Source organism: Gardnerella sp. DNF01204 (assembly GCF_049244145.1).
Lineage (GTDB): Bacteria > Actinomycetota > Actinomycetes > Actinomycetales > Bifidobacteriaceae > Bifidobacterium > Bifidobacterium vaginale.
The window spans coordinates 1,375,938-1,402,624 of sequence record NZ_CP058379.1; the positions used below are offsets into that span (position 1 = coordinate 1,375,938).

3 protein-coding genes are annotated in these 26,687 nt (G+C 44.8%); 1 reads left to right on the forward strand and 2 read right to left on the reverse strand.

Going from position 1 to position 26,687, the window contains the following annotated elements; translation table 11 throughout:
* The first annotated feature begins 7 nt into the window (after window positions 1-7).
* Complete coding sequence (locus tag HXT46_RS05480) at window positions 8-9,211, forward strand: Rib/alpha-like domain-containing protein (protein WP_421785872.1); 9,204 nt, start codon at window positions 8-10, stop codon at window positions 9,209-9,211.
* A gap of 1,203 nt (window positions 9,212-10,414) precedes the next feature.
* Here the strand turns inward: HXT46_RS05480 and pulA are convergent.
* Entirely contained in the window at window positions 10,415-16,453 is a 6,039-nt protein-coding gene (pulA, locus tag HXT46_RS05485) for a type I pullulanase (protein WP_421786351.1), read from the reverse strand.
* A gap of 595 nt (window positions 16,454-17,048) precedes the next feature.
* A complete protein-coding gene (locus tag HXT46_RS05490; protein ID WP_421785874.1) occupies window positions 17,049-26,597 on the reverse strand; it encodes a fatty acid synthase subunit beta domain-containing protein in 9,549 nt (3,182 codons plus the stop codon).
* Window positions 26,598-26,687 lie beyond the last annotated feature (90 nt).

The window sequence follows — 26,687 nt, forward strand, 5'->3', positions numbered from 1 at the left end:
GATTATTATGGCAAATAACAACCGCAAAAAGCATGCACGCGAGCAAGTTGAGAGCTCGTTTAAAAACGTTGATTCATCTTCTGCGTATGCAACCATGCGCAAGGTTTCATTGAGCACACTTGCCACAGTTCTCACTGCAGCAACCTGCTTGGGTGGTCAGCCAATCCTCGCATCCTCTAATATTCTTCTTCCTCCAACTACGGCAGCTTTCGCGCAAGAAGTGCGTAACGCAGACACTACTCCTTGGCTACATACGCCGAATATTCTTGAGTTCCAAAGGTATCGCTTTGCTAACAGCAATGGAACAATCGGTCAAATAGGATCCGACGGTTTAGGTGATTACGATAACACCACCAAGAAATCGGATATGTATGCACATCTTGAAAAGAACGGAAACGACCAGTACCTAATCTTCGATGTGTTCTTTAACAACGACGGTAAAGATATGACTGGCGCTTCCAAACAACAACAGTATGTTTGGCAAATTCCTTTTGCAGTTGCTGACTTAAATAATGGTTATTACAATGGAGACACATTAAGTGATTTAAGCTTTGATTTTTATAAACGAAATGGCACTAGTCCACAAACAACAAACGCTGTTCTTTCACGCGATTTTTCATTATTCACTAAAGAAAATAGCCAGTCAAAAAATCTTAATAACCCCTTGCAAGATGACCAGCACCTTGGAAACTCTTTATACAAAATAACCTTAGGCATAAGAGGAGGAAACAGCAACAAGCAAGATTTGAGTGATACTTTCCACAATAATGCAGGCGACGGGGTTATTAGCAATGCTACAACATTGAGAGGCGTATATAGCGGCAAGAGCTACGGCATCGGCTTAAGAACTACAAACGTCGACTATGCAGTACACATGCATTGCAAAGTAAAATTACGTCAAGGAGTCACTCTTGACGACATTCAAGATGCTTATACATGGGCAAATACAAGTACTTATGGTAGAACGACTAACTCAGCATACACCTTTATTTCTGGTCGCGAGCGCTGGACTGAACAAAATCTTAAGCGCACAAAAAGCGATAAAATCCCTCCAAAGCTGTATTTAAACGGCAAGGAGATTGACGACTCCAACAACAGCATTACCGTGTATCAGGGAGATATTCCTACAATCACTTTCGGCACATCAGATGACAGCGGAAAGGTTAATAGCTTCTCAGTTAAGGGTCTTCCTAACGGTAATGGAGATGTCACTGAAAACAGTAATGGCATGGAAGCAACTGAAGCTAAGCATCACAACCATGTTGTTAATAGAGTTAAGTTTGAATATAAGAACGGCAACACGCCAGCAAATACTGACTACACGGTTACTGTCTCTGCAACCGACGCTTCTGGAAACAAAGCAGAAAAGAGAGTCACTGTACATCTTAAGAACCTGAACCAGAAGTACAAGGCTCCAACCACTACACCGATTACTGTTGATTGGGGACATAAGGCAACTAATGAAGAATTAAAGAAACATGTTTCTAATATTGAAGGCGGTGGACAACTAGATTTCAATACTTTCCCAGAGACTAAACTACCAGATATAGCTTTTAATGGGAAAGATACTGCTACAACATCCACATCAGCAAAAGTAATATATTCAGACAATTCGTACCATATTGTTACGATTCCTGTAATTGTCAGAAAGCCGCTCGCATTGCAACACAAAAGCGAGCTGAAAGATCACGAAGTTAAAGTAAATGTTGGCGACACTCTTACTAAAACAGAAAACAAGGTTGACGCTAAGGAATATCTTGGTATAACCGATAAGAAGGTTAAAGATAACATCAAGAGTGCAGAGTGGGTTAATGGCGAGCCTTCCACAGCTGTTGCAGGAAAAAGAACTTACACTGCTAAAGTCACGTTTAATGACGGCAGCACAGCGGAAGAAAAGGTTACTTTCACGGTTCGCCCTCAAAAGCCTAAGATTGAAACTGATTTGACTGGTGTTGCAGGCGTAAAGGGCAAGGAAGTTGTAGTTAATGCAGGCCCCGGCACCGAAGGAAGCACTGTAACGCTTAAAGATAGCAAGGGCAATCAAATTGGAACTGGAAAAGTTGGCAACGATGGCAAAGTTACGATTACAGTTGCTAATGGCATTCCTGAAGGAAGCATTACTGCAGTAACTACTACTGCAGATTCCGTAAGCTCTGACGCAAGCGACGCTAAGAAGGCTACTAAGGATGACAAAGCTCCAACGCTTACTGCCGATAAAGATAGCATTACCGTAAAAGTTGGCGAAGATCTGAAGATTCAGCTTACTGCAAAAGATGATGTAAAGATTGAGTCTATTGACACAGCAACAGCAACGATGGCTTTTGCTCGAAATGATTTCAGTAAGATGATGGTTGTCGCAGCGCGTGCAAAAACTGATTACACGAAGAATAGTGATAAGGAAAAGGTTTTCACTTATAGCTTCTCCGGCTTGAAGCCTGAAGAAGTTGGCACTTATACTCTTACGTTCTCCGCAACTGATGCTGCTGGTCACAAAACAGAAAAAACTGTGACTGTAAAAGTGGAGAAAAAAGAAGACATTAAGTCAAAGAATATTGCTGTTGACTTAGGTCACAAGCTAGACGAAAAAGACGCCGAAAAAGCTATTGCCAACGGAAGAAAGCTTAAAAAAGCAGGCGCAACCTTCAAGTGGAGCACTGAAACTGGCGGAACTCCAGACACTTCCACTGTTGGCAAGGAAAAGACTGGAAAAGTTATTGTAACTATTCCTACTAACGACAAAAATCACCCACGCGTTGAAACTGTTGACGTTAAGGTAACTGTTAGGGATAACGAAAGTCCTAAAGTTGCGATTCATCAAAAGGGCGACGGTGGTACATATAACACCATTGATCCTGGATATCCAGATGGTCCAAAATACCCACCAGTATTTACTATTACTACATACCGCGGTGATAAGAACGATATTAAGATTACTGCAACAGACAACAGTGGCAACGTTACAACTCTTACTTTAACGCCTAAAACTCCAGGAGAAACAGAAAAAGCTCCTACCGGAACTGGCACAACTACAGATCCTAAGACTTTGACGCTTGATGGCACTACTCCGCTCAACACTAAGCCTGGCGAGTATACGCGTACCTTAAAAGCGGTGGATCCTTCGGGCAATCTTAATGAAGTAACTGTTAAGTTTATTGTTAAGCCGCAATCCGACAAATATGGTGATGTTAAAGGCACGCCTGTTACGTACAACATGGGCAGCGGCACAAAGCATCCAGATCCTAAGAGCGGTATTAATGCAGATGATCTAAAGAAACTACCTAGCGACGCTACCTACTCTTGGGCTAAGGAACCAGATTGGAATAAGCCTGGCGAGCAGAAAGATGCTAAAGTTCGCATAACATTTAAGGACGGTTCAACTAAAGACGTTACTACAACCGTTACCGTTAAGGACGATATCGCGCCTGTTATTAACACACCTAGTACCAATAAGGCAAAGAGAGCAGACACTGAGAAAACAGCTGAGTACTACCAGTTCAAGGTGCATAATGGCAAACCGTTCAGCATTGATATCAACGCTTATGACAACAGCGGAAAGATTAAGAGTGCAACAATAGCAACATTCCCAGGTCATGACGGAAAAATCACTATTGACAATCAAAACGGGAATTCTGCAGAAAAGCCTGCGACTATTCATATTAAGGGCACTGCAAAACGAGATGCGAGTATAACTAATTCGTCCGATAACAAGTGGTCTCGTGAGCTTGTTGTTACAGACGAAGCTGGCAACGAGTCTAAGCTTAAGGTTCAAATCTCCGTGTACACGGATGCTGAAGAGCATACTGCTACTGCTAAGCAAGTTGATAATCCTAAGGATAACAACGCAATTACCAACGCGATCACAATAACAAAATATGATAATCCAAATACGCCAATCGATAAGACTGGTATAACATTTGAAGTTGGAAAAATTCCTACAGATGATGGAAATTACACTGTTCCTGTAACTGTTAAATATCCAGATGGATCTTCCAGCAAGATTGAAGTGCCTATTGTCGTTAATAGGGAGTCTAACAACTACGACCCTGTTGGCAGGACGATTACTGTTCATTGGAATTCTAAGGAAGATATTGCAAATAAGATTAAGTCGTTTGGCGATGGCAATGGCTTGACGTGGAATGGAAACTCTCCAAAGCAAAATCCAACAGTAGAAATCGTCAACACAAAAGACGTTCCAAGCACCGATAAGCCTGGCGAAAGCAAAGTGCAGGTTAAGGTTAAGTATTCGGATGGCTCTAGTGACGTTGCAACAGTAACTGTTAAAGTTTTGGATCCACAAAACAAGGATTACACGCCAGAAGGTCAAACAATTAACATTGACTACAATAAGACGCCGAATGCAGGTATATCCAGCAAGATTACCGGCGTTGGCAAGGATAAAGGTATTAGCTTTGGTAAAGATAAGCAAGGCAAAGATATAACGCTTCCAGACGGCGCAAGTATTGCTATTGACGACAAAGCTAAGACTGTTCCAGATGGCACTCAGCCTGGTACTTTCGATATTCCTGTAACCATTACATATAAGGATGGCTCTAAAGATCACGCAACAGTAAAGGTTACTGTAGGAAAGCCTCAAAGTGAAACTCATACGCCAAAGGTTGACGGCGGAATCACTAAGAAGTATGGAGAAAGTGGCCCTTCTGACAATGACATCATTGCTAAAGTCACTGTTCCAAATAAACCAAATGGTACAACAATTACAGTTGATAAAGGTCAAACACCTATCGACACTAAGACTCCTGGAACCGTAAACGTTAAGGTTACTGTTAAGTATCCTGACGGTTCTGAGGATCACGTGGAAGTTCCTGTAACAGTTGGCGAGCCAGATAACGAGACCTACAAACCAGGCGCAGAAGCTATCAACAAGAAGCGTAATGATCCAGCACCTACTGCTGAAGACATTAAGAATGCTGTGAAGACTTCTACAGTTGATGGCAAGACTCCAGATAAATCTAAAACAAAAGTAGAGCTTGTAGATCCAAAAACTCCTCTACCAACTACAGATAAGACTGGCACAACTAACGTACCTGTTAAGGTCACATACCCAGATGGTTCCAGCACTGTTGTGCAAGTGCCTGTAGTAGTTACAGATACCGATGCCACTGCAAACACTCCTGCAGTTGACCCTGTAGAAGAGCCGTATGGTACTGATAAAGAAAAGACCAAGGAAGCTGTTAAGAAGGCTGTAACTGTTCCTGATTTTAAGCCAAAGAAGGATGGCGATAAGCCAAAAGTCACCATCACCAGCAAAGATGAGGATATTCCAGACGGCACAAAGCCTGGCACTTATCACGTTAAGGTTAAAGTCACGTACCCGGATAACACAACTGATGAAGTTACTGTTGATGTGACTATTAAGAACAAGCAGTCGGATACTTTCGAGCCAAAGGTAACACCTGTTGTTAAGCCGTTTGGCAAGCAGGTTACATCTGATGATGTAACAGGCAATGTAACTGTTCCTAATTGGTCAAAAGATTCAAAGGAACAACCAAAGATTGAGTTGAACGAGCCTAACACAAAGCTTCCAGATGGTAAGACTCCTGGAAACTCTACTGTTAAGGTTAAAGTCACCTACCCAGATGGCACGACTGACATTGTTGACGTGCCAGTAACTATTAGCAATAAGCAGTCTGAACTTTACCCACCTAAGGCAGATAATCTTGAAAAAGATAATGGTCAAAAGCCTTCGGACGACGAAATTATCGGCAAAGTAAGTGTTCCTACCTGGCCAACGAACGAAACAAATAAGCCAACTTACTCTATTGCTGAGGGAGATAAGTCTAAGATCCCTAATGGAGATAAGGCTGGAAAGTTTGAGGTGCCTGTAACAGTTACATATCCGGATGGATCAACAACTGTTATCAACGTGCCTGTAACTATTAAGTCTCCAACTGCTACAGCTAAAGTTGTGACTGTGCCAAAGGGCGTGGAGCCTAAGCCAGAGGACAGCATTGCCAATAAGGATAAGTTCCCTAATGGCACTAAGTTCGAGTGGGATAACAACGGAAAACCAGACACATCTAAGGAAGGTAACAGCGTAAAAGGCAAAGTAAAGATTACTATTCCTGGATCTGATACTCCTCAAGAAGTTGAAGTAACGGTTAAAGTTGTTGACCCAAGTGCATCTGAAGTCAACGTGCCACAGGGCAAGGATTTGCCAGAAGCTAAGGATGCTATTAAGGATTCTCACGATACTAGTAAGTTCCCTAATGGCACTACGTTCGAGTGGAAACCTGAAGATAAACCAGATACTAACAATCCTGGCGCAAAGAATGGCAAGATTATTGTTACCCTCCCAGGTCAATCCCCTGTAGATGTTCCTGTAACAGTGAACGTTTTGCCAAAGCCAGAAGCGAATGTTGTGAACGTTCCACAAAATGGCACACTGCCAGAAGCTAAGGATGCTATTAAGGATTCTAGCGATAAGAGTAAGTTCCCTAATGGCACTACGTTCGAGTGGGAAGATAGTGGCAAACCAACTACAGATACCGTTGGAGAAAAGACAGGCGGTAAAGTAAAAGTCACCATTCCAGGTGTAAATGGCAAGTCTGGTTATACGATTGATGTTCCTGTAACTGTGAACGTAAACCCTGTGCCTATAGCAAAGGTAACCACCGTTGCACAGAACAGCAATCCTGATCCTAAGAACAGCATTGATAACAGCACCAAACTCCCTAAGGGAACCACCTTCGAGTGGAAGAAGGATGCTGCTCCAAAGACCGACAAGCCAGGCACTGCTAGTGGCACAGTGATTGTCAAGATTCCAGGGCAAGCACCTCAAGAAGTGCCAGTAACAATTACTGTGACACCAGAACCTGTCGCAAACGACGTAACTGTGTTGCAAAAGAAGAATGGTGACACAACTGACACTACTCCTAAGCCAGAGGATGTTATTAAGAATCATAAGGATCTACCTAAGGATGCTAGTATTTCTTGGAAGAAGAAGCCTGATACATCAAAGACTGGCAACCAACCAGGCGTTGTGACCGTTAAGGTGCCAGGCGAGCCAGATGTTGACATTTCAGTCAATGTGTTCGTTGTGCCAAATCCAGCCGGTAAAACGGTGAGCGTACATGTTGGTGATTCTCCAAGCGCAGAAAACAGCATTGCCAATAAGGATGAGTTACCTAACGGAACCAAGTTTGCTTGGGCAACTAACGGTACTCCAGATACCAAGACAGCTGGAAACAATAAGAGCGGCACTGTCGTGGTAACTATTCCGGGTATCGCAAATCCTGTGAACGTACCAGTAACAGTAAACGTTGTGGCACAGAACAAGCCATTTATCAACGATGGTAAAGCCGAAAACAAGCCTGGTGATAAAGGTTCTGCAGATAATGGCAAGACAACTATTACTGGTAAGGGAACTCCTGAAGCCACTATCAAGGTTCAAAACAGCAATGGCACCGCATTGAAGGATGGCGATAAAGAAATAACTGTCACTGTAGATAAAGATGGCAACTTTACCGTTGATGTTCCTCATCAGACCCCTGGCACAACACTCAAGCTTGTTCCAAGCAAGGGTGGAGTTGATGGTGATGCAACTACTGTAATCGTCACAGCTAAGCCACAAAAGCCAACGATTACGGTACCAACCGACAACCAGAAGAACGACGGAAACGTAACTGTAACTCCGCCAACTGATGACACAACGGTTGTGAAAATTGAAATCAATGCTAAGCCAAATTCAATCAATGGTCCAGAACAGCCAGTTCGCACAATTATTGCTAAGAAGGATAACAATGGTAAGTGGAAGATTGACGGAGACGCTCCAGAAGGCGTGACTGTTAATCCGCAAACTGGCGTTGTTACGATTCCAGCAAAGAATTTGGAGGATGGCAGTACTATTACTGCAGTATCTAAGAACAAGACGGACAAACCATCTGATCCTGCTACTGCTGTGACTGGCTTTAAGACTCCACAGATTAGCGAGCAAACACTGAAAGATAATCCAGATGATTCTACTAAACAGATCATCACTGGAAAGACTCTTCCGGGCGCAACAGTAACTGTTACCGACAAAGATGGAAAGCAAATCGGAACTGGTACTGCAGATGCTCATGGCAACTTCACTATTACTATCGACAAGCAAAAGCCTGGTGCCATCGTCACCCTCACACCAACCAACGGTAAGGGTGATGGTGCAAAGACAGGCGATAGTGTAAATATTACTGTCAGCGGAAATATAACTAAGCCAAAGATTGACACTCCAGCCGAGGGTGGTGCTAGCGTGACGCCTGATCTCACGGATACGCGCGTGAACAAGGTTGTAGTTACTTACACTCCAGAAGGCAGTGAAACAACCGCAACGATTACTGTTGTTGCTGAAGGCGACAAGCATGAGTGGGAGATTGACGGAGACGCTCCAGAAGGCGTGACTGTTAATCCGCAAACTGGCGTTGTTACGATTCCAGCAAACAAGATTAAGAGCGGTAGCACTATTACTGCGCAATCAGAAGACAGTAGCGATAAGACTGGCAAGAGCAAGTCAGAAGTGGTAACTGCTAAAGTTGGCGAAAAGGAGAAGCCTGCACCAGAACCAACGCCAACGCCTGCGGGTGAGCCGACTATACTCACGCCACAAGATGGTGCCGAGCAGGGCTCTGCAACTGTTACCCCACCAGCAGATGCCGATACTCTCGAAATCACGTATACTCCAGAAGGCGATACAACGACTCCTGTAACAATTACCGTGAAGAAAGATAAGAATGGTAACTGGACTATTGACGGTAACACTCCAACCGGCGTGACTGTTGATCCTAAGACTGGTAAAGTCACCATCCCTGCAACCCAAATCAAGGATGGTAGTACGATTACCGCGCAAGCCAAGAAGAATGGTCAACCATCCAACAAGGCAAACGGTAAAGTAGGAAATAACCCAACCAAGAAACCAACACCAACGCCGGAACCGGCACCGACACCGGAACCAGCACCTGCGCCAACCCCAGAACATGAATCTGGTTCTCATGATTCTGATGAACACACTGGCAACAGTGAAAACAACAGGAATAAGAGCAATAACACTCAGTTACAAGCTCCTAAGTCTCCTGCACATCACTCCTCCGGTCATGTTGCGCAATCAAAGTTAACCAATACAGGCTCTGCAATTGCTGCAGCAAGCACTGTTGCTGCACTCGCAGGCGCAATAGGTGCTGCACTCGCAGTCATTATTCGCAGGAAGAAGCGCGACTAAACGTTGGTGGTGCAACAAATATTAAAATTGAATAAATAATATACATATGCTCCGTGATAAAAGGGTTCGCAAAATTTACGACAACTCTTCAACCACGGAGCATTGTTATATCTGTAAAGCTATAGAACTGTAGGCTACGGAGGTATAATCTACAGAGATATAGGTGCTACAAATAGATGCCGTTAAATGATCTGGGTACTGGTAGCGAGATAGCACACCACTGCGATAATGACAGCGTACTACTGGCATTAGGTAATATCAGGCGACATACGCAATGCTACACGTACTAAATATGGCATACTGAACTACAGAGCTACTTACGTAATTTTTAACGCAACTCCAATCGCCTTACATTTTTCCTGCAAATGTGGTCAAATAAAGCCAGAGCGAAAACAAATGCCGTGGAATAACACAGCAAATGTTTCCACATAACGCCAAAACAACTACAAACGCCGGAGAAAATTCCCCGGCGTTTGTAAGTCAAAACCAGCTAAAGCAGCAGCTCAGTAGTAGTAGCCGCTGGCATCTAGGCGAGCGTCTGGGTTTAGAGCGTAGTACGGTTTCCTTACTTGGTATTGCGCGAGGTTTGAGTATTTCTCTCCTCGCAAATCCCGTCGCTACTCTCCTCTTTTATTGCTCGTATAGAAATACATCAAACCTTCTGAATATCTAGAACTTTTGCGTGGTTTTTATCACCGAGATTCTCGATTTTTCTTGCTACTTCAGCGAATCACCATCAAAGAGCTGCGAATCGACTTGCTTGAGCGCTTAAAGCGTAGCGCGCGAATGCACTTCGATTCGCTGAGCTTGCTCAAAGTTGAAAGCACAGTGTGCTTTCAACGCAAGCGAAGACGTGAGCGCGCTGTAACGCGCGAGCGATACGCTTCATTCAGTGCGAAAAATCTCGAATCTATACCTAACTTGGCGCAACCTTGTAGTGCGTTTGTACCTGATTTACGGCGTGTCGTCATACAATCGCACTACAAGGTTGATCGTCGTTCGCGCGGATTAGCCGTGTGATTCCGAACGTCTATTAGTAGCCGCTCGGCTGATCTGGCGCGTAAAGTCCACTGGACTTTACGTTTAAGCCAAATCACGCTTTGAAGGAGCTTGAAATGCGTTATGAAATTTCAAGCTCAGTCAAAGCAAACGCACTACAAAAGTGCTCTCGCGCGCGACGCTTTAAAACTCAAAGCCACAAATCTATCTAAATGCAACTTTATAACGAGCAATAGCTGCAACAAATGTAAGTATAATGAACAGCGCAAAAGTATAAACAATGTTGCTTCCTGTTTGAAGCATAGATCCACCACGCTTTGAAACACCATTATCTACAACAGTTACTTCAGTCCATGCGATTTGTTTGCCACTCTCGTCTACAAGTAGAACAGTGTGTTTACCAGAGTATCCAGCTGGGAATATTGCATCGAATTGAGGCACGCCATTCACCATTCGTACAGTAACATACTTTGAACCGTCGGAGCCTTTAAGCAATCGCGGAGACGAGTAGATGTATGCGTAAGCATATGCAATACCTTCACGATTCAGACGTTCAATAAACTCGCCGTTTTGAATGCGAATGTTTACTTTGTTCACAACTCCAGCATTCGCAACATTATTGTCTCGTACTAGCAGAGTTCCTCTTAGCTCCGACTTAAGCTGCTGCACTGTTGCCGGTGCAGTAGGAGTTGGAGCAGCTGATGATGGCTTAGCAGGCGCAGATACAGCAGAATTTGAGGAAGATTCAGGTTTTGTTTTAGCTGGTTTAGACTGATCTGAATTTTCATGCACATTCTGCTTAGGTTTTGAATGAGTTTGATATTCAGAAGTAGAGTGAGACTCAGCATTAGGCTTAGATTCAATACTATTATTAGGTTCATGAGCAGGCGTATTAGACTTAGAGCCTTGCTGGGATGCAGAACCTGATTCGGAATTACTAGGAGCAGTACCCACATCTGGGACTAAAGTATGTGGAGCAGGATGATTTTCAGTATCAGAGTTTCCAGGAGTTTGCTCACGACCAGGCGTAGATGAATTTGGCTCATGAGTTCCAGGATGAGTTTCTCCAGGAGTTGGAGTTGGAACTGGCGCTGGCTGAGGAGCCGGATTCACAGGATTAGAACCAGGCTGAGGATGAGGGCCAGGCGCTGGAGCCGGATTTGGCACTACAGGACCAGGAACAGGTGGCTGAGGTGATGGAGTAACAATACCAGGAGTTTGTTCATGCCCAGGAGTAGATGGATTCGGCTTCTGCGTACCAGGCTTAGATTCATCCTTCAACTTATTGATATCCAAAGGATTCATCTTATATTTGAGAACATCATCAACATTAATATTTGCAAAAGGATTGTCGTTCTTCTTTTCAGCATCCTTCACAAGTACTGAAGTCGAAAGAGCAGAAACCTTGTAATTTCCATTGTCATCTACAGATGCTTCAGGACACACTGACTCATCATTGCTGTTAGCTTTCCCATCAGCAATGCGCACGCGATACTTTCCTTTGCCAATATTCACAGTAAATTCACCACTATTAGCATTGAAAATAAACACATACGTTTTACCGTTGTTGTCAACACTAAATGCGTTAATACCATCGCTGCTCTTAATCCAATGCATATTATTGTTAACATCAGAATATTCAGAATCTCGTAAAGCTGGAATCTCGTTTCTTAGCTTTATCAACGCTTTGAAGTACTCGACAGCATCTTCATTCGTTTTAACTAGATCCCACTTAACGGAATTGTCACCGTCGCCAGCATTGTAACTATTAGCATTACCATTCTTGCTTCGTAAGAACTCTTGACCAAGCTCAAAGAATGGCATGCCATGCGCAAACATTACAAGCGAATTAGCAAGCATTACTCGCTTCTTAAGATTCTCTTCTGTCTCATTAGGCAAGGATTTCTTCAACTTATCGTAAAGATTAAGATTGTCGTGAGCTTCAACATATTGCACAGTCTGACCAGCATTCGCGTAGCGCCTACCAGTGCAGCTTGCGTTTCCAGGCTGGCAACCGTAAAGATTTTGCATTACAAGATTGTCGCTGCCTCTGTTTCCAGACACGAATCCAGCAACATCATCATCTCCTTGACCCTTTACAGCATCACGGAAGGAATCGTTAAAGAACGCAACGCCATTATTTTCAGCAAGCTTATACGCATTAGGCTGAATAGTGCGGTTTCCATAAGGCAATTGGCTCATATCCCAGCCTTCGCCAAGAATAATCGAGTTCGGGTCAATTGCATGAACAGCTTCACGCACTTCCTTAATGGTTTCAAGGTCAATCAATCCCATCAAATCAAAACGGAAGCCGTCAATACCGTACTCTTTAGCCCAATACTTTACAGAGTCAACAATATACTTTCGCATCATTTTGCGCTCTGAAGCAGTATCGTTTCCGCAACCAGATCTATTAGACAAGCTGCCGTCATCGTTGTAACGGAAGTAGTAGCCTGGCACAGTCTGTCCAAAAGCGTTCTTTTCTGCGTTATAAACATGGTTATAAACCACGTCCATAATCACGCGCAAACCAGCCTTATGTAGACCTTCAACCATTTGCTTTAGCTCAGTAATGCGCGTAGCAGGATTTGCTGAATCAGACGCATAGGAGCCTTCTGGAACGTTGTAGTTTATTGGATCATAGCCCCAGTTTTGATGAGGATTATCTTTGTCGTTCTTATCAACATAACTCAAATCTCCTGCTTCATTAACAGAACCAAAATCATACATTGGCATGATTTGCACATGAGTGATGCCGAGGGACTTCAAATAATCAAAGCCAGTTGGCTTGCCATCTTTTTTAGCACCAGATTGAATTACACCAAGATACTTTCCGCGCTTTGCAACATCTACGCCAGAACTTTCATGAATCGAAAAGTCGCGAATATTCATTTCTGCAATAGTCGCATCAGTTGGACGCTTTCCAAATGATGCCTTACGAGATACAGGTGTTGCCATGTTGCCACCGAATACAACGGATCTCATTCCATTTCGCACAGCAGCTTTTGCATAAGGGTCTGGAGAATTATTAACAGTGCCATCTGCAAAATAAACCTTGTATGTATAAGCAGTGCCAGCTTTTGCATAACTCGTAGTAATACTCCACACGCCAAGCTTTCCATCTTCTGTGCCAAGAGTCATATCTTGCTTTTTATCTTCTTGCGCTTTTTCATCAGTTGACTTATAAGTTACTAACTCCACTTTTGCAGCAGTTGGCGCCCAAAGCTTGAAAGTCGTAGAACCATCTTTTACAACAGCACCCAAGTCATCGCCTGTGTACGCATACTTTTGATCAAACTCATCAGTGCGAACAATCTTAGAACCTTTAACAGTTGAAGCAGACACTGTTTTAGGCATTCCACCAACACCCTTAATGTTGATTTCATACATTTTCTTAAGATCTAATTCGTTCTTTGCAGTGATTACGATCCTATTATCCACAACAGCAACTTGCGAAATATCTACTGTCTTGTGTTGATTTTTCTTTGAATCTGTAACATCAGTTACAGTAACATTTTTCTTCTCAACTTCCGAAGGGTCGCCGCTCACGTTTACAGTAAATTCCTTAAAAGACGTAATATCAGCATTAATAGCATTAGCCTTCGTGTTGATTACGTTTGGGCTTAAGTAAACTCTACTATCGCCCTGCATAAGCCAGATTTCAGCATTACCAGTGTTACCATCTTCGCTTAAGGTAATTGCTTTTGCAGGAATTGGGCGATCGCCTTCGCCAGGATCTTTAGAAACCCAATCGTTGCCTTGCATAGAATAGCGCACAATAAACTTTGAATCTTTTATGCCAGAATCATTGTGGAATGTATATTCTGCAATCTTACCGAAATCATCATGAGCCGTAAAATCTTGCTTTACGCCCTTCTCACTACCGTACCAAGTCCAAAGATTCCAACCAGCGTAATCCTTATTTGTTCTGCGGTAGTGAACAGTAACATTTAATGTTTTAATGCTATTAAGCTTGTTAGAGACTTCAGATGGAGGTTCTGCAAAAGTATTTGAATCTCCTCCGTAAACCCAAGCTTCGCCAACACCATCTTCGATTTGCCAGATATTACGATCTCCGCCGTCCTTATGCCAGTCCTGACCATCAACGGGTTTCTCGGTAATAATAAATCCGACTTTTCCGCTCTCGTAAGTGCCATCAGCTTCAACTGCGTAAGTCTTACCAAAAGCGTCTTGACCATTGAACTCATGCCAAGCACCTTTTATCTCTTGACCATCTGCATTTTTAAGACCCCAGATATAGACGCCCATATGGCGATTGTCACCATATTTTTGCTTATAGTGAATAACAATCTTTGTCTTTAATTCAGTAGGCTTTGAAGATGTGTCCTCAACCTTGCAAGGAATGCTAGCAGATTCAGAACCTTTCCAATCGGCATCTACTACATAAGTTTTCGAACCAGCTTGAATTTCAAAGTTTGCTCCAGACTGATTGTTCTTGTTATACCAATTACTTCCACCGTCATTAAATACAGCAGTAATTTGCTTGCCATTATTAGGAATTGTTCTTGCAAACCAACCATCGCAAACTTTGCGCATTGGTCTACCAGGAACTGCAGTCCAAGATCCATTGCCGATTTGATAATGAATATTTACAGAACTTGGATTACCTGCTTTATTTTTAGCATTAAAATAGACAGTTGTTGACTGGTCTTTAGCATCGTCAACATTGTATTTTGGATCAGATTCATCACGTGCTGGACCAGCTTTACTAGCGCTATCTGCTTTAGAATCCACATGCAAAGCAATTGCAGAATAAGGAGCAATAGTCGCAGCAACCTTGCCATCTGTAACTTTAACAGTCTTAGAGCAATTCCCCGCAGCATAAACGTTGCAATACTCACCATTTGGCAAATCAGTAGTATACAAAACTTTCTTTGCGTTTGGAGTATTGTTAATTGCTAAGAAGCCCTTGCCTGCGCGGCTAAATGCAATGTTATTATTGTCACTCTCCTGCCAATTAGTGACTTGAGCACCATTTACAGCATTAAAGAAGCCAACCATTCCACGAATCGAAGTCCAACGCTGAGTGCACTGCCAACCAGTTATTGGAGAACAATCTACATCTTCAACTTTATCTTCAGTCGCTCCAGGCGCACCATCATCCTTATGACCATTCTCAAACCTATACCCTGAATAAATGTTTGGGTTTCCATATGGGTAGCCAAGCATAAACGCGTTTGCAAGCTCGTAGCGAGGACCATCCTTATAGGTAAGCGTGCGCACATAATTTTCGCGAGGAGTATCCCAATTAGTAACAAAAATCGAAGCTTTATCACTTGGAACAAGTCCATTAGTAATATTCTTTAGATTCGAAATTGAACCATAAAAATTGCTCTTTAATCGGTAGGAATACTGGAATTCGTTGACTTCACCTTCCTTTAAATGCTGATCTGGCTGTATTTCTTTAGCTTCAGAAGGATCACCAATCGTCTCCTGCATCCACCAAATCTTGTCAGGCGTAGTGTGCGCAGCATCAGCAGCAGCTTTCTTAATCGCAGCCATATCTGTTGGAGAAATATGCTTTACTGCATCGATACGGAAGCCAGCAACACCAAGCTTGAGCAAATGAGCAAAGTACTTACCTAAAGTCTCTCGCACATGCTGCTTTGACGTATCCAAATCAAGCAAGCCAACAAGCCTGCGATTCCACACTTCCTCCGCATTGTTATAGTGCTCAATATTCCTAGCATCTTGATGGAAATCATCCTTCTTATATCCAGCATCTGGGAAATATTCTTTAGCAGCGCTATATTGGCTCCCACCAACACCCTCTGTATGAGTATCACCAGCACCAGTCATGTGATTAATAACAGCATCCGCAATAATTCCAACACCTGCAACTTTGCAAGTGTCAATCATGCTCTTAAACTCATTTTCAGTACCGAGTTTTGACTTTAATTTATAGCTCACAGGCTGGTAAGAAGTCCACCACTGAGTACCCTTTACATGCTCATTTGGAGGAGACACCTGCACATACTTAACACCCTCAGGACCATAAGTTGTTTTGCATTCTTGAGCAATACTCTTCCAATTCTGCTGGAATGCAGTAACAATAACGCCCTTACGGTTAAGAGTTAGATTGCTAGATTGAGGATTACTAGATTCACTACTAGACTCACTACTAGCGCTTGCATTGCCAACAACAGCAAAACCTGTTATTAACATTGCACTCGCTGCAATCATAGAAACTATTTTCGACGCAAGGTGGCGATGAGCGACCATCTGCATATCCTTTCCTCCGTTGGCACAAACATGCTTCTATATTGTTTTATTCCATGCAAAACATGAAAACTATAGGTGATACAACTATGTTTCACTTCTTATTACAACCAACTTTGGTTTACACATAAGATTGCTTATTTTGAACGCAAATCGCCATAAGCACATTGAATTTTTCGCAATTTTGCACGTAAGGAGCTATTGTAACACTTTTGCAATTTTTACAAAAGTCAAAAATACAACTGCTATATCAGTTGCACATGTAGTGCGAACCCGCACAAGCTTGTGTGCGAATCGACTTGCATGGGCGCTTTGACTGATCTTGAAATTGCATAACGCATTTCAAGATCCTTCAAAGCGTGATTTGGCATGTAAAGTCCAGTGGACTTTACATGCCAAATCAGCCTAACGGCTACTAATAGCCGTTAGGAACAGCGCGGCTAATCCGCGCGAGCAACATTTCCGCATTTTGTTGTTGATTTTGCCGTTTTGAGCAACATTCTCGGGAAAAATCTCCCGACTTTGTAGCTCAACACGCCGATTTGAGCAACATTCTCGGGAAAATCGCTATTGCAGATTAGCCACACTCATGTCTACGCTAGCAATAGTAGCCGCTTGCATCTAGGCGAGCGTCTGGGTTTAGCAGCATAGCTTTTTCTGCTTCGTGACCATCGTAGCGAGTGCCATCCGGAAGGCGCGTGCCATCCTTCAGAAAGTGACGATTCTCAACAGGCTCGAACAAAGCAGATCGCCCCATCATGCCTTCCTCAAATCGCCTCTGGCCCGCAGCCAAACGCGCATTCGCCTTGGCTCTCCATTCGCTAAGCGCATCCGCACCAGCGCTAGCTGCCACAGAAGCCTCAAACGCACCAGGGTGAACTAATGCCACAAATCCGCTAACGTGACCGAAGCCGAGCGAAGTTGCGAGAGCAGCCTTCACTGCACAAGAACCTGCACCATCGCCAATGCGCATCGGCTCACGCAACCAAACCATGTGGTCGTCGCGCGCAAGCTTAGGATCCACGCAGTCAAGTGATGCGTTTCCAGGGATTACGCCACTTCTAAACAGCTGCGTTAAACCGTTGATTTGGAAGATGCACGCACCACCCTTTGCATGTCCGGTCAGCGTCTTTTGGCTGATTACAAATAGTGGATTGCCTTCCGTGCGTCCGATTGCGTGCGCAAGAGTATTGTGCAGTTCGGATTCGTTCGGATCGTTTGCGTTCGTGGAAGTATCGTGCTTAGAAACCACAGCAATATCGTCCGGAATAACGCCGAGAGCTGCCAAATCGCGCACGAGCTTAGACTTAGCTCCACCCATGCCCGCAGCCAAAGCACCCAAGCCCGGAGCAGGAATAGAAGTGTGAATGCCGTCAGCATATGAATGAATGAATCCGACTACGCCAGCAACAGGTAAACCAAGCTTCAAAGCAATATCGCCGCGCGTAACCAAAATCGTACCGCCGCCTTGTGCTTCAAGGAAGCCGCCGCGTCTGCGATCGTTTGCGCGAGAGAAGAATCGTGGATCGATGCCCTTCGCATACATTTCTTCGCTATTGGCAGTTGCGTTCATATTGCCGAAGCCAACTACGGATTCCACACCGATATCGTCAATTGCGCCAGTTACTACGAAGTCAGCTTTGCCGAGAGCAATCTTGTCGACGCCTTCTTCGAGCGAAACCGCTGCAGTTGCGCATGCAGACACCGGCTGAACCATATTTCCGTAGCCGCCGATATAGGTTTGCATTACGTGAGCTGCAACAACGTTTGGAAGCGCCTCTTGCAATACGTCCGTAGGAATTTCGTGGTTAAGGAAGCGATCCAAGTACAGTTTGCGCATTGAACTCATGCCGCCGAAACCGGTTCCTTGCGTGGAAGCAACCATCGACGGATGCACAGATTGCAAAATCTCCGAAGGCGTGAAACCAGCAGAAATATAAGCGTCTACAGTTGTGACAATATTCCACAGCGCAATCGTGTCAACACTTCCAACCATTGAAGCTGGAATACCCCACTTCAGCGGATCGAAGCCCTTAGGGAATTGTCCACCGACGGTTCTGGTCATTGCAGCCCTACGCGGCACGCGAATCATAGAACCTGCCTTGCGCGTAACAGTCCATTCGCCAGATTCTGCATCGCGAGCAATCTCAGTGTGCGATTCGTCAAGCGCCACGTATTCGCGCGCAATTGTTTCTGTTGGAACGCTGAAACTCACGTCGTGATCGAGGAAGATTTCTGCTTCTTCTTCGTTCGCTCCATCCTTGTAGTCGCCACCCATGCCGGTTTCGAATGGTCGAATACCGGAGCGCGCCACTACTTCATCGCGATATTTCTCTGCAATATCTTCTTCTGGAACAAGCGTGCCGTCCGCATCATACCAGCCTGGCTTTGGTGAATCCTGCCAAGTAAGCAAGCCCATATTCCAAGCCAATTCCAGTACTGCTCCTGCAGAAAGCTCCACGGATCCATCTTCGCGAATTCCAAGTTCTGCTTCGAAACGAGTACGTCCAGAACCCCATGGTCCAAGTTCGCCGACTGAGACGATTACAATTTCGTCTTCTGGACGCGCTGTTACGTTCTTCCAATCAGCCAAGTTGACTCGCGGCTGAGTTGGCACGTAAGGCGTTGGAAGTGCTTTGTTGGTTGATTTAGCAGTTGATTTAACAGAAGATTCTGCAGCTTCTTCTGCAGCTTCCGCAGCTTCAGCACGCTTCTGATCTTCCAGTGCTTCTGCACGAAGAGCATTCAAATCAAGAGGCTCCTTGCCTAATCCACCCGTAAGATCAACGTTCAAAGGCGCGATTGCGGCCTGTTCGCGCGCTTCCTTCGTGCACAAATCGAGCAAACGATCTGCCATTTCTTGCGTTGAGTAGGTAGTTAATCCATGACGTTCAACTACAGCCACAAGCGGATCATTTCCACCCATTAAGCCGGTTCCACGCACCCATCCAATCTTAGGATGCGCAAAAGTCACGCGATCCGACCACACACTTTCTGCATGCGCACGGTTCACAATCGCGTCGAAAGCACTCTTGACTTCGCCGTAGGCACCATCGCCGCCGAACATACCTCGGTTTGGAGAGCCAGGTAACACAACGTGCATACGATGTTGTACATCTGTATCTGCTCCAATCTGTGCAAATCCGGCTATTGCACGCTCCACACCCCACAGCATCAAGCGCGATTGCGATTCAAAAAGCGAACCAGAATCAGCCAAAGTACCGTGAACTGGTGGAGCTGCAAACGGGAAGAACATGCTCGGCTCGTAAGCAGGCTTCAAAATAGTAGTAGTTGCGCCGCTAACTTTCTTCGAAACTGTGCCAACCCACTTTACAAGCGCGTCAACATCGCGATAACTAGACAAGTTTGCTGGAACAAGCCACAACTTTGCGCCCATTTGAGCGTTTTCGCGATACGCTTTCTTCGCCCAAGACTTAACGCTCGGCTTGAAACTGTGCGAAGTTGCGATAACCGTAGCTCCACCCTTAAGCAAGCCCGTTACTACGCGAGCAGCAATCGAGTTAGGAGCAACGCCTGTAACTACTGCAACTTCTCCTGCAAAACGAGTTGCTTGAGCAGTATCGACGTTGTTTTGCGCAAGTTTAGTGCGAGAATCGCGAGCAATACCATTAAATATTGTTGCAAGATTGTTTAATTCGCGAGATTTAGAAAGACTTGCAAACCACTCAGCTTCCGAAGCTACTGCTTCCCCTGCACCAAGGAAACTACCAAAATCATTTAAGATTTCAGAAACTTCATTTACCTGAATATCAACATTCTTTCCAGCATACTTGTAGTACAAGCGAGCAACGTCTTCGCGAGCCGAAGCCCAGCGGTCGTCGAAAAGAATTGCCTTTCGCTCATCAAATCGAGGAGCCACCTGCTTTGGCCAATCTGCACCAAGCTCAGCTTCAACAGCAGATACAACAGCAGCATTTTCGTCACTTTCAGTTTCTGCTTTAGGAGCCTCAACACCAAGCTTTGCTAGCACAAACTTAGCAGTTGCAGCAAGTATGCCATCTGCGCCAACAACCTGCTGAGCGAAAGCGTCAAGAGCTGCAGAATCAACAACAGCACCGCCGGCTGCGCCAGCAGCACCAGGCTGAGAAACGCTAACGCCGTGAGCTTGAGCAACTTGTGCAATTGCTGCGTCGATTAAAGCGTCAGCTGCAGCAGTATTCTTTGCAGGATCAGTTGAAAGTTGCGCAAGATTTTCACCGCGCACGCTAGCACCTTCACGCGTTTGCAAAACCAAAGCCGCAAGAACGTGCGCACGCCAGCCTTCTCCAAGTTGCCAGACTTCAGAGATTCGCTTGTCAATTTGCGCTGGTTTCACACCGGCTGCACCGAAAAGCGCACGCAAACGTTCGCGCACAATATCGGAAAGCACGGCACCAAAAGCTTTATAGCGAGGAGCAACCGAATCAACTAACTTTTTAAGCGCACTCATTGGAGCTTCTGCAGCACCGTCCACGCTTGCCACGCCAAGCTCGGAACTAATATCCATAAGAAGCTGGTTTCTGCGCGAAGATACGCCATTTGTAAGCGTATCAGTTGTATCAGTGTCGCCGATTTGGTCAAGACGGATTTTTGCACTATACGCAATAAGCATTGAGATTGCGTCGGATGCTTTGAATGGCAAGTCTGCTACAGGTCCGCTTGCGGCTGCATTAGCTGCAGGAGCAGCAGAGACAACATTTGCTGCAGGAGCTGCAGGAGCAGTAGTCGCATCAGCAGTGCTACTTGCTTCTTGACTATCTTCCTCAGTAAACACTTCAGGCACAAGCGAATCAGTGTCAGTCATATAAACGCGACCTTCGTCACGACCAACGTTGTAAACAGTCACTTTTTCGCCACTAAACTCCGGCAAAGCAAGAGTTTTAGCACCAAGATTTGCCAAAGTTGGCGCGTTTCCTAAACCAACTTCAACGTACTCTTCAACGCCAAGACCACCGCGAGCGCGATCGGCAAACATAAGAGCCTGCGTTTCAATCCAACGAACTGGAGAAGCGAACTGCCATGAAAGAAGCTCCGTAAGAAGCAATCTACCGAGCTTCTGCTCATCCTCTGCATAAGATTTCCACGTAGTTTCATCTTCCAAAGCTGCTTCAATGCGCTCAGATGGCACAACATCCAAAATCTTTTGCGCAAATTCTCGCGTAAGCTCAAACGGGCAAGCCACGAGGTTTGGAATGTAACGGCCTACAAGCACAGAGTAATCAATATGCTTCGGCAGCAGCGAATCGAGCTTGTCGCGGAATTCTGGCACACCCTTTCGAAGAATTCGAGAGTGGAACGGCACGTCAATTCCTGGAACAAGCATAAATGGAGGCTTACCGCCATACTCTTTAGCCCTCTTGGCAGAATCTTGAGCCAAAGCTTTCAAACCTTTTATTGTGCCTGCTATTGCGTATTGTTGACCTGCCAAATTGTAGTTTACGATTTGCAAGAATTCGCCAGTTTGCTTAGAGATTCCTTCAACGTACGCGTTTACACCATCATCGTCCACACCGAACTGGTTTGGACGCAAAGCGCCCATTCGATAGTTGGATCGTCCTTGCGCATCTCGCTCAATCAAGTGATGCATTGTAGATCCGCGGTGGAACACGAGTTCCAACACGGTTTCTAGCGGAATAATTTGAGCGAAGGAGCTTAGCGCATTGTATTCGCCAAGCGAATGACCAGCAAAATACGCAGGCCAAATATCGCATCCTGCTTCTCTTAAACGCGCGGTTTGCGCAAAAGCAACAGTAGCGAGCGCAACTTGAGTAAATTGCGTTAAGTTGAGCAAGCCTTCTGGATGACGATATGTTACGCCATTTGCTGTTAATTCCTTAGGATTATCTCGCACTACAGCAAGAATTGAGAATCCTAGTTTTTCGCGAGTGAGTTTGTCTGCGCGCTCCCAAGTTTCGCGCACAGCTGGCGATTTGGCGCGCTCATCCAATGACATTCCTTGTTTTTGAATACCTTGTCCTGGATATACGAATGCTGCTCGCGGCGCGCGAGTAAGTGCGCTTGCTTTAGACACGATTTGCCCATCAACTCTGCACGTAACTTCCAAAGCAAGTCCGCCGCGACGAACTTTTCCAACGCGTTCAACTGTGATTTCTACTTCGTCATCAAGTTGCACCATGCCGTACATGTTGTACGTCCAGCCAACAAGATCATAGTGTGCGCCTTTTTCGTCTAATGCTTGAGCAACATGCTGAGCTGCTGCTGAAAGCCACATGCCGTGTACTAGGGGTGCGGAAAGTCCAGAGATTGCGGCTCCTCTTTTGGATGTGTGTATTGGGTTAAAGTCACCTGATGTGCGCGCAAAAGCTGTCATGTCTTTAGGTGCGCGAATTACGACGCGTCTAAGCGCTCGTCTAGGCGTGTTGTCTACGCTAAATCCGTGTAATTCTGCCGCATCTCCGTATTCTGGAGCAGACTTTGGTAGTGCTGCACTGTAGCTTCGGCCACGAATCGCGAATCGTTCTGTTTCGTGCGCGATTTTTGTTCCGTCTTGTGCATTGTGAATTATGTGTATTGTCACTACTCGCCCAGAAGCTGATTCGGCGTAATCTTCTGCCCAACCAGTGAGGTTTATGCGTGTTCCAACATATTTTTGCAGGTCGTCTGTAGATAAATCTAGTTCTATTAGGTGGTCTAAATGTACTGCGTTGAGTAGTCCTTCAATTACTGGGTATCCGTCTACCATTACGGATCCTAGTGCTGAGTATATTGTTGGCCATGCTGGACCTACTAGCGCGTCTGGCACGATTCTTGATGCTTGCAAACCTTCTGGCAGGCGTCCAGCTGTAGCAGATTCGTGGTCGATTCCTAGGTTTCTAGAAAGCGTGTATGCTGATTTAACCACGCCAAATGGCATTTCGCAGTCTGTTTCACATGTTGTTTCACAGGCTGATTTGTTAGCTTTTCCACAAGCTATTTCTTTTTTAACTTGCTCGCACGCTTCTTGGCTTGCGTCTACTTTTGGCATTTCACTTAAAACATCTCCAGTAATCGCAGTATTTCCAATGCCTGCGGTTGCTGCCAACATGTTATAAACGTGTTTTGGTAGTCGCTCGCGGTCTACTACTGGTATGCTTCCAGCACGCTTTGCGTCTACAATAAGCGGAATTACGATATCTCTAACAGCATGATTTTTGCCGCTGTTCTTTACGCTATTTTTACCACTATTTTCATTGTCGGCTTCGTGCTCATCCCAGAACGTGTCTAGTTTAATGTCTAGATCAAGCTTAATTACGCTATTTTCTTCACTTATTACGGTTATAACATAGTTTTCACTATTATTTTGCGTTTTATAAGCAGGATTATTGGTTACGTGACCAATCCAAGAAATATTCGGACATGAGCGCACATATTCTTCAATATTTTGCGCACAGTCTATTTGGCTAAACGCGTTTTGATTAAAGCCCAGAGGCAAGTCGCCAGCAGCCGAACGATTTATAACCGCAGCCTCAAATCTTCCTAAAATATCCGCGATTGGCTCATCCATTGTGGTTATTCCTGCAACAGAAATAGGTCCTGGAATTACTCGCACAGCATCCGCAGAATATCGCGAATCTTCCGACTGCCAAAGCTGATCCTGACCCCACCAGCGAAGAAGATCATTGTCAATTACTGGCACAAATGGCATTGGCTTAGGATATTCACGCACCAAGGTTGGGAACCACGCAGCATCCATTGGAACAACGTTCATCGTGCTCGCATTAGGAAAAACTTGCACAAGAGAATCGAGAGCAGACTGAGGATTTTCAGCAACCTGCTTAATATCTGGCAAAATCGAAGTAAATTCGCCAGAATCTTGGCTTATTAAACGCGCTTCAATACGCTGTAACAAATGCAGGTAGCGATCCGCGTAAGTAGGATCTGCCCAAGGATAGCTTAAATCAAGGAATCGCTGCGCAAACTGGGTATATGTCATATTTTCAACATCGCCAAAATATGGTTTTGCAGTAGAGTTAAGCGCGCGAATCACTTCATCTCTGCGGCTAGAAAGCTCTTCTGGATGCTTCATCATATGAACAAGAAGACGACCACAGCGCGCGGACGCGTTTTCAATCTCGTAAATATCTGCGTGCAAATGGCTTAATCCGCTTGTTACTCCGCCAACAACCTTTCCAGAAGGCACCCAGCGCTCGCCAATCGGAGCAAATGGATCTTCACTTGCGCCAAGACCTTCCACACATGCATCATTTGCTTCTGTAATTCCAGGCGTCTCCACCAACATGCGCTTAACTTGCGGGCTTGTGTGCGCTTCCTTTGCCGTCATTGCTGCAGTGCCAATCATCACAGCATCTACAGGCATATTTGGCAAGTCGTACTTATTGGACCATTCGCCACTAATGTAGTCGGCAGCTCGCGAAGGAGTGCCGATTCCACCACCTGCTACAAGCACCAAATTATTGCATTCGCGCACTTGAGCATAAGTGCTAATAAGCAAATCGTCTAGCGACTCCCAAGAGTGGTGGCCGCCTGCAGATCCGCCTTCTACTTGTGCGATTATTGTTGCTGGTTTAACAGCTTTTGCAATGCGAACTACTTGGCGAATCTGCTCTACTGTTCCTGGCTTAAAAGCAACATACGGGAATCCGTCGGCTTGAAGAGTTTCAACAAGTTCTTTTGCCTCGTCTAACTCTGGGATTCCTGCAGAAATTACTACGCCGTCGATTGGCGCTCCAGAAGCACGTTTTTTTGGAACTATACGTTTGCTGCCAAATTGCAAATTCCACAAATAGCGATCCATAAACATGGCGTTGAATTCTACAGTTGCTCCTTCTTGCAATTGCTTGCTCAAAGAATCCATGTGCCTGTCGAATACTTCTTCTGTTACTTGTCCACCGCCTGCAAGTTCCGCCCAATATCCTGCGTTGGCTGCGGCGGCTACAATTTCTGGGTCTACTGTGGTTGGAGTCATTCCAGCAAGCAGTACTGGAGCTTTGCCTGTTAGCTTGCTGAATTTTGTTACAACTTTCTTTCCAGCTGGAGTGTCGATTACTCGCGGCGCAAAATCCGCCCAGCATCCGGTGCGCAATAATTCAGCTTCTGCAGCGCTAGTTGTGCTTGCTTTTGCGCGCGCGTTCATTGTTCCGACTTCTACTACGCCAGCTCCGCTTCCTTGTAGTAGCACGTTTGTTAGCTTGCCAAGCACTTCTCCTGGACCCATGTCTAGCACGTATAGCTCTCGCGCATTTACGTTGTTTAAAACTTCTGCTATTTGATTCGCCCAATCTACTGGCTCTACTAGCACAGCATTTGCAAGATTTAGTGCAAGTTCAGCATCTAATCCTGCGTCCTTTGCCCAGGCTTCAACTTGCTCTACAGCAGGTTTCATGATTGGAGAATGGAATGGCACTGTAACGTCTAAATACTCTGCAATTGGCGCAAAAACCGATCCGCCTCGTTCCTTCATTTCGCGCATTTTTTTGGAACGCTGCGACTCTTTCTGTGCCTGATTTTGCACGGCTTCCATGTCTTCTGGATATCCTGATAGCACAATGTGATTTCGCGAGTTTTTAACTGCGATTGATATAACGCCTCTGGTTCTTTCTACTCGCTTAATCAAGGCTTTTGCCTGTTCAAACGTAACGCCTTTTAGCGATAGCATTGGTGTTTTTTCGCCGTTTCCACTGATTTCTAACATTCGCGCTTCGCGGTCTGCTGCTGCTCCGATTATGTATGCGATTGCTATAAGTTCAGCTATTTGGTTTTGCGCGTTTTGCCATGACCCTGCTTTTATACGAGCTTCTACTATTTTTGCGGCTATTATGCCTTGAGAGTGTCCAAGACTTGCAATTGGCTTGTTTACTTCAAAGTTGTAGCCTAAGTTTGTTAGGTCTCTTACGCTTGCAAGCTGAGCAATGGTGATTCCTGGTACGCTTAATTGTGCGCTGGCTGTGTTGATTTTAGAATTTTCTAAAGCATCGAATACGTTTATGTCACTTCCAGCATTTGCTAATAACTGTGGATATATGTTTGATAGTAAAGTTTTTGCTAATTTGTTATATTCGCGTAATTCTTTATTTAATTCTGCATCGTTTTGTGTTTCTTTTAAGGCTTGTACCCATGGTGTGGATTGTCCTGCGAAGGTAAGAATGTGTGGTGTTTGTGCGAGCTGGTCAAATAAGTATGTTGTCATTTTATTTTCCTTTGTTCGTGGGTTTAAGTTTTATTTTTAAAATTTATTTGTGTTTTTTGGATTTATTTATCTTTGGTCGCTTTATGCGCG

What these genes read in the sequence shown, in the direction of transcription:
- HXT46_RS05490 (WP_421785874.1), bottom strand. Translation starts at nt 26,597, where the DNA reads ATGACAACATACTTATTTGACCAGCTCGCACAAACACCACACATTCTT.
- pulA (WP_421786351.1), bottom strand. Translation starts at nt 16,453, where the DNA reads ATGGTCGCTCATCGCCACCTTGCGTCGAAAATAGTTTCTATGATTGCA.
- HXT46_RS05480 (WP_421785872.1), top strand. Translation starts at nt 8, where the DNA reads ATGGCAAATAACAACCGCAAAAAGCATGCACGCGAGCAAGTTGAGAGC.